The organism is Streptomyces phyllanthi, assembly GCF_009377205.1.
Classification (GTDB): domain Bacteria; phylum Actinomycetota; class Actinomycetes; order Streptomycetales; family Streptomycetaceae; genus Streptomyces; species Streptomyces phyllanthi.
Genome location: NZ_VJZE01000312.1, coordinates 1 through 10,948, shown reverse-complemented (window position 1 = coordinate 10,948; position 10,948 = coordinate 1). Strand labels below are relative to the sequence as shown.

Here is a 10,948-nt window from a genome sequence, read left to right as displayed (position 1 = left end):
CTGCTCCTCCCCGTCCCGCGAGCGCCCCCGCGCCCATGCCTCCTCAGCCGGCACCTCCATCCACAGCAGCCGCGCCAGATACGGCCGCAGTACGCGGCGGCCCGCCCCCACCCCCTCGACGAGGACGACCGGTGCCGGAGGCAGGGGACGGGCGGGGCCGAAGGCCCGCGCGCGCCAGTCGTAGGGGAGGTAGTGGGCGGTCTCGCCGCGGCTGAGCGGTTCGATCACCTGGTGCAGCAGCCGGCGGGTCCAGGTGAACAGTTCCTCGTGGGTGGCGATGTCGTCCAGATGCAGTACGGGAGCGCCATCCAGCGCGGCGGCCAACCGCCCGGCGAAGGTCGACTTTCCGGAGCCCGCGTGCCCGTCGACGCCGATCAGACGGACCGGGCCGCAGGAGGCCGACAGCCGGCTCAGTCGGGTGGCGAGGTCGTGAATGGCGATTTCCCGGGGTGTGCGGTGAGGTGCTGGGGCGCCGACTCTACTGCGGACGTGGACGTCACGGACGACGGCGGAACCGTTCGGAAACGCAACCGTTCGGAAGCGAGCCCATTCGGAAGCACGCCCATTCGGAAGCGCAACCGTTCGGAAGCACGCCCATTCGGAAGCGCAACCGGAAACGCAACCATCCGGCATCACCGTCGGCCTTCCCCGCCGGCGTCCGCCGCCGGCCTTCCCCCGGCCCACAGGCCCGGGGCCGCCGCCCGCCACCCGTGCCAGTGGTCCCGACCAATGTTGGAGGGCGCCGCGGGCCCGTGGTGCTGGCAGAAGTCGGCTTCCGGCGGCCATAGTTGGCGCACATCGTCGTCTGAACCGTGCTTCCGGACCACTGGGGGTCACCCGCTCATGACCAGAGCACCACAGCCGTCCCGCAGAGTCGTCCTGGCCGCCGCCGCGGCGGCCGCGGTGGGAGCAGCCGGCCCGGCCGAGGCCGCCCCGGCGCACCGCCCCGCAACCGCCGGGGACCTTCCAGCGAAGGCTCCCGCCCTCCCCGTGAAAGCACCGGCCCCACTCGTGGACAACCATGCCTGGATCTCGTATGCCGACTGGCGCGGAGGCAGCGCGAAGGGAACGCGCGCGGTGGGAGGAAAACGGCCCGGCCTGGAGATCGCCGCACCCGCCGGCACCGTCGACTACACGGACCCGCACACCGGCACGACCTCCGCCTGGGAGTACGCGACGTGGACGTCCCCCGTCCACCGGCTCGCCGTCCCCTCGACCGAGGTCATCGCCTCCTGGAACGCCCGCACCCCGGCCGGCACCTGGCTCCAGATCGAACTGAAGGGCACGTACTCCGACGGGACGGACACGCCCTGGTACGTGATGGGGCGGTGGGCGGCCGGTGACCAGGACATCAGGCGCACCTCCGTCGACGACCAGAGCGACGGCAAGAGCAGCATCTGGACGGACACCTTCGCCGTCGACGACCCCGCCTCGGGCCTGCGGCTCGTCTCGTACCAGCTGCGGCTCACCCTCTTCCGCAAGCCCGGCACGAGGCTCACGCCCACCGTCTGGCGGCTCGGCGCGATGGGCTCCGACATTCCCGACCGCTTCGACGTCCCGGCGTCCGCCCCCGGACTCGCGAGGGAACTGAACGTCCCGCGCTACTCCCAGGAGACCCACAAGGGGCAGTACCCCGAGTACGACAACGGCGGCGAGGCCTGGTGCAGCCCCACCTCCTCGCAGATGATCATAGAGTTCTGGGGGCGCGAACCCGCCGCCGAGGACCTGGCCTGGGTCAACCCCGACTACGCCGACCCGCAGGTGTGCCACGCGGCCCGCTTCACGTACGACTACCAGTACGCGGGCTGCGGCAACTGGCCCTTCAACGCCGCGTACGCCGCCACGTACCGGGACTTCCAGGGCGTGGTGACCCGGCTCGCTTCGCTCACCGACCTGGAGACGCTGATCGCGGCGGGTATCCCGGTCATTACGTCCCAGTCGTTCCTCATCACCGAGCTGACCGGAGCGGGGTACGGCACGGCGGGCCATCTGATGACCGTGATCGGCTTCACGGCCGACGGCGACGTGATCGCCAACGACCCGTTCTCCCCGACCAACGAGGCGGTGCGCCGGGTCTACAAGCGGCGCGAGTTCGAGAACATCTGGCTCAGGACCAAGCGGTACAACGCCTCCGGCAAGGTCGTCTCCGGCACCGGTGGCGTCTGCTACCTGTACTTCCCGGCGTACCCGACCGCCCGGCAGCGCAGGGCCCTCGCGGCGGTGGGGGTGCGCTGACCCGCGCCCGTACCGGCACAGCCGAATCCGTCCCCGCACAGCAGGGCCCCCGGTCCGCCGGGGGTCCTGCGTGTGAGCAACGTCTCGGCGGCGACCGCCGCCCCCGGTGGCAAGGTGGTGGACAGAACGGTGGGGGGAGTCCACCGACCGCGCCGACACCAGCGAGAAGCCATGAGTGCAGCCTCAGCCATCGCCGCCCGCGTCCGCACCGGCGGCCCCAAGGGTGACGGTCCCAAGATCGTCGAGCACATAGCGGGCTGGATCCTCGTCATGGTGCTGGCGATGCTGGTCACCCGGCTCGGCCTGCTCTGAACCGGCGGTTTCCGCTCCCGCGCGTGCCCCGTCCCGGTCGGCGAGTGGCGATCAGTGTCGAACAGGCAGGTGATACCGGTCTGCCATACTGCCCATGTCCCGCTGGCCGCTGGAGACTTGGGCAGAAATTGAACGGTAGTCAACAGCGCGCGGTCGGGCGTCCGAGGACGCGCGGTACTGACCGCTCCCTCGCCCGCCGTGCCGAACTCATCGCCATCGGACGGAAGTTGTTCGCCGACACTTCCTACGACGCGCTGTCGATGGACGACATCGCACGGCAGGCACATGTCGCCAAGGGGCTGATCTACTACTACTTCAAGTCCAAGCGCGGCTACTACCTCGCCATCGTCGAGGACTCGGTGGCCGACCTCGTCACGCTCGCGGCGAGCGGCCTCGAACTGCCGCCGGTGGAGCGGGTGCACCGCACCATCGACTGCTATCTCCGCTACGCCCAGGACAACCAGGCCGCCTACCGCACGATCGTCAGCGGAGGCGTCGGCTTCGACACCCAGGTGCATGCCATCCGGGACGGCGTGCGCGAGGCGATCGTCGCGACCATCGCGGAGGGCGCCTACGGCCGGCGCGACATCGCACCGCTGCCCCGCATGGGCCTTCTCGGCTGGGTGTGCAGTGTCGAGGGCACCACCCTCGACTGGATCGACCACCCCGTCCTGTCCCGCGACGCCATGTGCGAGCTCCTGGTGAGGACACTGGGCGGCACGATGCGCGTCATAGAGGAACTGGACTCCCAGTACGTGGCCCCACCGGACGCCCGCCAGGGCATCTGACACCTCGGGGCGGGAGCCGCCGCGCCCCCGCCCCGAAGTGTCGTACGCCGGTTGCTAGTTGATCGCCTTGATCAGCTCGCCGTCCGGGGTGTCACCGCTGAGCTCCCAGAAGAAGGTGCCGCCCAGGCCCTGCGCGTTCTTGTACTTCATCTTCCCCTTGACGGTCTCCGGGGTGTCATAGCTCCACCACTCGTCCCCGCACTTGGCGTAGGCCGTGCCACCCACCGTGCCGTTCGCCGGGCACTTGGTCTTGAGCACCTTGTAGTCCTCGTAGCCGGCCTCGTACGTGCCCGGCGCGGCGCCCGTGGCGGTGCCGCCGGGCTCCGACTGGGTGACGCCGGTCCAGCCGCGCCCGTAGAAGCCGAGGCCGAGCAGCAGCTTGGAGGACGGAATGCCGAGGCTCTTGAGCTTCGCGATGGTCGACGAGGCGTTGAACACCGGGTTCGCGATGCCGGGGTACGGGTACAGCGGCGAGTGCGGGGCCGTGGTCGCGTCCCAGGCGCCGAAGTAGTCGTACGTCATCGGGTTGTACCAGTCGACGTACTTCGCCGCGCCTGCGTAGTCCGCCGCGTCGATCCTGCCGCCGGGCGAGGCGTCGGCCGTGATGGCCGCGGTGACCAGCTGGCGCTTGCCGAACCGCTCGCGCAGCGCCCCCATCAGGTCCTTGAAGGCCTTCCTGCCGCTGGTGTCACAGGTGAGGCCACAGGCGTTGGGGTACTCCCAGTCGATGTCGATGCCGTCGAAGACATCCGCCCACTTGGAGTTCTCGACCAGGTTGTAACAGGACTCGGCGAAGGCCTTCGGGTCCTTCGCCGCCTCGCCGAATCCGCCGGACCAGGTCCAGCCGCCGAACGACCAGATGACCTTGAGGTCCGGGTGCAGCTCCTTGAGCTTGCGCAGCTGGTTGAAACTGCCGGCGAGCGGCTGGTCCGCGGTGTCGGCGACGCCGTCCACGGACTCCTCCGCGCTGTGCGGCCGGTCGGTGTCCGCCCACGGGTCGCCCATCGCGCACTTGCCGTCGACGACGTTACCGAAGGCGTAGTTGATGTGGGTGAGCTTGTCCGCCGAACCGGATGTCTCGATGTTCTTGACGTAGTAATTGCGGCCGTAGATCCCCCAGTCGATGAAGTAGCCGACGACCTTGGAGCCTGCCTTGGGGCCGGGCTTCGCCGGCTTGGCGGTCGCGGTGCCGGCTCCGGCCAGGAGTCCGGCCGCGAGGGCGGCGGAGCATGCGACCGCTATCGGCATCCGGGAGCGGGCAGGGGTGCGGTGGGGTCTGAGCATCGTTACTCCGGAGAGAGGGAGCTTGGGAAAGGGATGGTGCCTGGACCTGCTGTGCCGAGTGGCATGAACGCGGAATTGCGTTGCCGGGAAAGGTAGATGGACTAGACCAGTAGCGTCAATGGTTCGTACCAATTGGATCGATCGGCCACTGTGGTTCAATGGGCCTGATAAACGGTCGTTAACTAGTGACTGGCCTTGGCGGAGCGGGCATACTCCCACCGCCAGAGCCGCTGATCAGCGACTTCCGTGACCCGGGAGAGCGGACCACGGCCGTGGCCAGTGAGACCCGGTGGCGCCTCCCACCCCTGGTGCGCGTCCGCCGCAGTGCCCGACAGGGAGGAGAGTGTCGCCATGCCCGACCGCGCCCCGCAGCCGGTGGACCGGCAGCTGCCGACGGACGAGGCCCGGGATCTGATCTCGCTCGTCCGTGATATCGCCCAGCGGGAGATCGCCCCCCATGCGGCCGAGGAGGAGGACGCCGGCCGCTTTCCGCGCGAGCTCTTCGTCCTCCTCTCCGAGTCGGGACTGCTCGGCCTGCCCTACGACTCCGAGTACGGCGGCGGTGACCAGCCGTACGAGGTGTACCTCCAGGTTCTCGAGGAGCTCGCCGCGGCCCGGCTCACGGTCGGTCTCGGCGTCAGCGTCCACTCCCTGTCCTGCCACGCGCTCGCCCAGTACGGCACCAAGCAGCAGCAGGTCGAACACCTGCCCGCGATGCTCGGCGGCGGCCTGCTCGGCGCGTACTGCCTCTCCGAGCCGTCCTCGGGTTCGGACGCGGCCTCGCTGCGCACCAAGGCCGTACGCGAGGGCGACGACTGGGTGATCACGGGCACCAAGGCCTGGATCACGCACGGTGGTATCGCCGACTTCTGCACGGTCATGGCGCGTACGGGCGGCGAGGGTGCCCGGGGGATCACTGCCTTCCTGGTCCCCGGTGACGCCGAGGGGCTGAGCGCCGCGGCACCCGAGAAGAAGATGGGCATGAAGGGCTCGCCCACCGCGCAGGTCCACTTCGACGGGGTGCGGATCTCCGACGACCGGCGCCTCGGTGACGAGGGACAGGGCTTCGCGATCGCTCTGTCCGCGCTCGACTCGGGGCGGCTCGGTATCGCGGCCTGCGCGATCGGCCTGGCGCAGGCGGCCCTCGACGAAGCGGTCGCGTACGCCATCGGGCGGCAGCAGTTCGGGCGGCCGATCGCCGATTTCCAGGGGCTGCGCTTCATACTCGCGGACATGGCGACGCAGATCGAGGCGGGCCGGGCGCTCTATCTGGCCGCGGCGCGGCTTCGGGACGCCGGCCGCCCGTTCGCCAAGCAGGCGGCCATGGCGAAACTGCACTGCACCGACACCGCGATGAAGGTCACCACGGACGCCGTCCAGATCTTCGGCGGGTACGGCTATACGGCGGACTTCCCGGTCGAGCGCTACATGCGCGAGGCCAAGATGCTGCAGATCGTCGAGGGCACCAATCAGATCCAGCGGATGGTCATCGCCCGTCACCTCGCGGGTCCCGAGTCCCGCTGAACGGGGCACCCGTGCCGAGCCGTCCGAGGACGGCCGGGGGCGCCGCCAGCCGGACCCACTCCGGGTCGTGGCGCCCCGGCAGCGTGCGTCCCCGGTCCGCCCAGATCCGCAGCAGGGCTCGGTAGATGGGCGGGTCCTGCGCGCGTCGTCGGGGAATCGATTCTGCCGGGGCCGGGACGAAGAGCTGGCGGTGACGCCCGGTCGCGGAGTAAGTGGGGGTCATACCGGGGCAACGCGGAGGCGGGCGGACCGGTCACCGGTTCCGGGAATCGGCTGTGTGTTCACGGCGGCCTCGTACGGGGCATCCGGTGACCCGACGACACGCCGTACGTACCTCGCGGTGAGGTGCGGGGGAGTGGCGTCGGCGCCGCACGCGGCGAGCGACGAGGAGGCGAGGGGCGGGGCGGCCGCAAGGCGGCCTCCGTGCGCTGTTCGTCTCCCTGCGCGACAAGTGCCGCCGGACGAGGCCGAGTTCCTCGCGGAGGAGTGCCAGGGCCCCGGACGCACTGATCCCGCACCACGGCGGTGTGTGCCCACCGTGGCGCGGGGCAGTCGCAAGGCGAGGAGCGGGCCGAACAGCCCTGGATTCAGGCGGCCTGGCGGTGCGTGGCCTGGCGCTGAGCGGCGGGACGGCCCATCACCGGCACCCGGATCGGGCGCGAGCCGGGACCACCGACGTGCGAGAAGGGCTGCATCCGCCAGTCGATCGTCTGCGGGAGCGTCAACAGGAGGGCGGTGTCCTGCTCCTGGAGACCCACGGACTCGTCTGCGGACCGGGCGTCGGCCGCGGGGCGCCCCGTACCGGCACAGACCGTGAGCCCGAACGGGTTCCACGGTGAGGCGCACAGCGCGTGCTCCGGCAGGATCTCCTCGTCCGCGAGGAGCGCGATGGGCTGGGCGCAGTCCGGGCAGATCACCCGGTACATCTCGAAGGCGTCGTACGCGTCGGGCTCGTCGTCGGGTTCGACGCCCTCCGGCTCGGGCTCGACGACCGGCTGGAGGCGCTTGGGTGCGGTACGACCAGGGCGCTTAAGACTCTGCATTGGGTTACTCCCCCTCGGGCTGGGCCGTGAAGGCGCTGCGGCCTCGACCACAGCAAGCACTTCCCGTCCCGTCTCGGCGGTAATCACGACGACATCACGAACCCTGTTCGAGCGCTGTGGCATTCGTCACATGCCAGTCGCAGGTGCCCCATGTGCCGGTCCTGTCACCCGGGCGGCTCACAGTGAGCTCTCGGCCACATCACGAACCGGGTGTGACCTGTGCCGCTCAGCTATCCGAGGTGATCAACCGCACTGTAGGTTCTTGCGCCATGGAGGAGCTGGACCGACAGATCGTGCAGCTGCTCGTCGAGGACGGGCGGATGAGCTACACGGACCTGGGCAAGGCCACGGGCCTGTCCACGTCCGCCGTGCACCAGCGGGTGCGCCGGCTGGAGCAGCGCGGCGTCATCCGCGGTTATGCCGCGGTCGTCGACCCGGAGGCGGTCGGGCTGCCCCTGACCGCGTTCATCTCGGTGAAGCCGTTCGACCCCAGCGCCCCCGACGACATCGCCGAACGCCTCGCCGGCGTCCCGGAGATCGAGGCGTGCCACAGCGTCGCGGGCGACGAGAACTACATCCTCAAGGTCCGCGTGGCCACCCCGCACGAACTGGAGGAGCTGCTGGCGCGGCTGCGGGCCCTGGCAGGGGTGTCGACGCGTACGACCGTGGTGCTGTCGACACCGTACGAGGCGCGGCCGCCTCGTATCTGACTCGCCTTGGGCCCCGCGCGGGGTCGTAGAGGGCGCCCCGCGCGCGAGGTCGCGGATCCGGCGCCCCGCGCTCCGGACGCCGCCCCTGAGGCGCGAGACTGTTCCCCATGAGTGAGCGCACCGCCCCGCCGGACACCGTGCTGCTGCGCGGTGGAGAAGTCCACAGCCCTGCCGACCCGTTCGCCACCGCGATGGTCGTGGAACGCGGCCAGATCGCCTGGGTCGGCTCCGAGGGAGCAGCCGACGCCTTCGCCGAGGGAGTCGGCGAGGTGATCGACCTCGACGGCGCCCTCGTCACCCCCGCGTTCACCGACGCACATGTGCACACCACGGCCACCGGACTGGCACTCACCGGGCTCGATCTGTCCGGCGCGCCCTCACTGGAGGACGCCCTCGCTCTCGTACGCGAGTTCGCGGCCGCCCGTGCGCACGACCGTGTGCTCATCGGCCATGGCTGGGACGCGGCCCGCTGGCCCGGTGGCAGGCCCCCGACGCGTGCCGAGCTCGACGCGGCCACGGGCGGCCGTCCCCTGTATCTGAGCCGGATCGACGTGCACTCGGCCGTCGTCACGACCGCACTGCTCGACATGGTTCCCGGGAGCAACGGTTTCGTGGACGGTCCGCTCACCCGCGACGACCACCACGCCGTACGCGCCACCGCGCTGGCCGCCATCAGCCCCGCCCAGCGCACCGAGGCGCAGCGCGCCGCGCTCACCCACGCCGCCTCGCTGGGCATCGGCTCCGTCCACGAGTGCGCCGGCCCGGACATCTCCTCCGAGGACGACTTCACCGGGCTGCTGCGGCTGGCCGCCGAGGAGCCCGGCCCCCGTGTCGTGGGCTACTGGGCCGAGCGGGACATCGAGAAGGCGCGTGGCCTGGGGGCGATCGGCGCCGCGGGCGACCTCTTCGTGGACGGCGCGCTCGGCTCGCACACCGCGTGCCTGCGCGAGCCGTACGCCGACGCCGGCCACACCGGCACCGCCTACCTGGACGCCGCGGCCGTCGCCGCCCATGTCGTCGCGTGCACCGAGGCGGGCCTCCAGGCGGGCTTCCACGCCATCGGGGACGCCGCCGTGACCACCGTGGTCGAGGGCGTGCGTGCCGCCGCCGAGAAGGTCGGCCTCGCTCGTGTCCGGGCCGCCCGGCACCGCGTCGAGCACGCCGAGATGCTCACCCCCGACACCATCGCGGCCTTCGCCGAACTCGGCCTCACCGCCTCGGTCCAACCCGCCTTCGACGCGCTGTGGGGTGGCGAGGACGGCATGTACGCCCAGCGCCTGGGTGCCGGACGGGCCCGTGCGCTCAACCCGTTCGCGGCGCTGCTGCGCGCCGGGGTCCCCCTCGCCTTCGGTTCCGACAGTCCGGTCACGCCCCTCGACCCGTGGGGCACGGTCCGTGCTGCCGCCTTCCACCGGACGCCGGAGCACCGGGTGTCCGTGCGCGCCGCGTTCACGGCGCACACGCGGGGCGGGTGGCGGGCGATCGGGCGGGACGACGCGGGTGTCCTGGTCCCGGGCGCGCCCGCGGACTACGCCGTCTGGCGCACGGGAGAACTCGTCGTCCAGGCCCCCGACGACCGGGTGGCCCGCTGGTCCACCGACCCGCGCTCCGGCACCCCTGGCCTGCCCGATCTGAGCCCTGGCACCGGCCTGCCCGTCTGTCTGCGCACCGTCGTGGGTGGACGGACGGTGTTCGTACGGCCGGGCGAGTGATCTCCCGGGGCGGCACGGCTCCGATCGGTGCCCGTAGCCCTGTCGTGCGACCTGCGTATCCTCCGTCTGACCTGGACTTTGAAGGAAAACCCGCAGGTCGAAGGGCAGTTGACAGTTGACGGCGGGGGGCGGGTAGGTTCGCTCGGGTCCACCACCGGACGTCCGACCGGGGAACTTCCGCGCGGTCGTCGGGACGCCGCTGGGTCAGGGGTGGTGTGCCGCGCCGGCGCACCACTACTGGGAGCCAGGCCCAGCGTCGGAGTCCCGGCGAGGAACGTTCAGTCTGTCGGCTTGGTGTGACCCGGGTGGGGCCCGGACGCTCAGTAGACAACGGCTTTCGGTCGATTCGCAGCCAGCGGGTCCCAGGTCGGCCCGAAGGGTGCCGGGCCCCGATCCCGCAGCGGCAGCGCGGATCCCGGCGGCGCATGATGGAGGCACGGCGGTGCGCGCCGGTCAGCGCACCGGATGTTCGGGGCGCACGCGCAACCGGCTCTCGCGAATCCACATCCCCGTGTGTATGCGCCGATACGTCGGTGCAGGCCGGGGCCACTATGGTGGTCCCTTGCGTACGGACATGAAGGGGCACTAGTGAACGACGGCGACGGGACCCTCGCGGCAGGAGCCCAGCAGAGGCAGTTCGGTCCGCTCGGCACGGCCTTGGTGATCATCCCCACCTACAACGAGGCGGAGAACGTCAGGACGATCGTGGGCCGGGTGCGGAAGGCCGTCCCCGAGGCGCACGTTCTCGTGGCCGACGACAACAGCCCCGACGGCACGGGCAAGCTCGCGGACGAGCTGGCCGCCGAGGACGACCATGTCCAGGTGTTGCACCGCAAGGGCAAGGAGGGGCTCGGGGCCGCCTACCTCGCGGGCTTCCGCTGGGGGATGGAGCACGGCTACGGCGTACTGATCGAGATGGACGCCGACGGGTCCCACCAGCCCGAGGAGCTTCCTCGTCTGCTCACCGCGCTCAAGGGTGCCGATCTGGTTCTCGGCTCCAGATGGGTGCCGGGCGGGCGGGTGGTGAACTGGCCCAGGTCCCGGGAGTTCATCTCCCGTGGCGGCAGTCTCTACTCGCGCGTCCTGCTCGATGTGCCGATCCGTGACGTCACCGGTGGCTACCGCGCCTTCCGCCGCGAGACCCTCGAAGGCCTCGGCCTCGACGAGGTCGCCTCCCAGGGGTACTGCTTCCAGGTCGACCTCGCCCGCCGTGCGATCAGGGCGGGGTACCACGTGGTGGAGGTGCCCATCACCTTCGTCGAGCGGGAGCTCGGTGACTCCAAGATGAGCCGGGACATCCTGGTGGAGGCGCTGTGGCGGGTCACGGCGTGGGGTGTGGG

Annotated in this window: 11 protein-coding genes; 7 read left to right on the top strand and 4 right to left on the bottom strand. The window is 70.9% G+C overall.

Annotated elements, in window-relative coordinates:
- Positions 1-435: uridine kinase family protein (locus FNH04_RS31865; RefSeq protein ID WP_322724412.1), on the bottom strand; the 435-nt coding region annotated here is incomplete at its 3' end.
- A gap of 408 nt (positions 436-843) precedes the next feature.
- Here FNH04_RS31865 and FNH04_RS31860 point away from each other — a divergent pair.
- The 3 genes from FNH04_RS31860 to FNH04_RS31850 all read left to right on the top strand — a co-directional run bounded on the left by FNH04_RS31860 (position 844) and on the right by FNH04_RS31850 (position 3,335).
- Positions 844-2,235 (top strand): peptidase C39 family protein, encoded by a 1,392-nt coding sequence (locus FNH04_RS31860; protein WP_152789300.1) that lies wholly within the window; start codon positions 844-846, stop codon positions 2,233-2,235.
- A 171-nt stretch (positions 2,236-2,406) separates the two neighbouring features.
- Positions 2,407-2,547, top strand: coding sequence for an SCO1431 family membrane protein (locus tag FNH04_RS31855; protein ID WP_152789298.1), 141 nt, complete (start codon positions 2,407-2,409; stop codon positions 2,545-2,547).
- Positions 2,548-2,675: 128 nt separating this feature from the next.
- Positions 2,676-3,335, top strand: coding sequence for a TetR/AcrR family transcriptional regulator (locus FNH04_RS31850; RefSeq protein WP_152789296.1), 660 nt, complete (start codon positions 2,676-2,678; stop codon positions 3,333-3,335).
- Positions 3,336-3,389: 54 nt separating this feature from the next.
- Here the strand turns inward: FNH04_RS31850 and FNH04_RS31845 are convergent, their stop codons facing one another.
- Positions 3,390-4,619: a glycoside hydrolase family 18 protein gene (locus FNH04_RS31845; RefSeq protein WP_152789293.1), complete on the bottom strand. Its 1,230-nt coding sequence runs from the start codon at positions 4,617-4,619 to the stop codon at positions 3,390-3,392.
- A gap of 351 nt (positions 4,620-4,970) precedes the next feature.
- Between FNH04_RS31845 and FNH04_RS31840 the strand changes: the two genes are divergently transcribed.
- Positions 4,971-6,143 carry an acyl-CoA dehydrogenase family protein gene (locus FNH04_RS31840; RefSeq protein ID WP_152789291.1) on the top strand — a complete coding sequence of 391 codons (1,173 nt, stop codon included), beginning with the start codon at positions 4,971-4,973 and terminating at the stop codon, positions 6,141-6,143.
- Here FNH04_RS31840 and FNH04_RS49510 read toward each other — a convergent pair.
- Positions 6,106-6,366: a hypothetical protein gene (locus FNH04_RS49510; protein WP_152789289.1), complete on the bottom strand. Its 261-nt coding sequence runs from the start codon at positions 6,364-6,366 to the stop codon at positions 6,106-6,108. The genes FNH04_RS31840 and FNH04_RS49510 overlap by 38 nt on opposite strands.
- A gap of 364 nt (positions 6,367-6,730) precedes the next feature.
- The gene (locus tag FNH04_RS31830) at positions 6,731-7,186 is read right to left on the bottom strand and encodes a hypothetical protein (protein WP_152789288.1); all 456 of its coding nucleotides are present in this window, start codon (positions 7,184-7,186) and stop codon (positions 6,731-6,733) included.
- 269 nt (positions 7,187-7,455) lie between these two features.
- Here FNH04_RS31830 and FNH04_RS31825 point away from each other — a divergent pair, with 269 nt between their 5' ends.
- The 3 genes from FNH04_RS31825 to FNH04_RS31815 all read left to right on the top strand — a co-directional run.
- Positions 7,456-7,896: an Lrp/AsnC family transcriptional regulator gene (locus FNH04_RS31825; RefSeq protein ID WP_152789286.1), complete on the top strand. Its 441-nt coding sequence runs from the start codon at positions 7,456-7,458 to the stop codon at positions 7,894-7,896.
- A gap of 107 nt (positions 7,897-8,003) precedes the next feature.
- Positions 8,004-9,608, top strand: coding sequence for an amidohydrolase (locus FNH04_RS31820; RefSeq protein ID WP_152789284.1), 1,605 nt, complete (start codon positions 8,004-8,006; stop codon positions 9,606-9,608).
- A gap of 588 nt (positions 9,609-10,196) precedes the next feature.
- Positions 10,197-10,948, top strand: a 752-nt coding sequence (locus FNH04_RS31815) for a polyprenol monophosphomannose synthase (RefSeq protein ID WP_322724407.1), incomplete at its 3' end; no start/stop codon positions are given.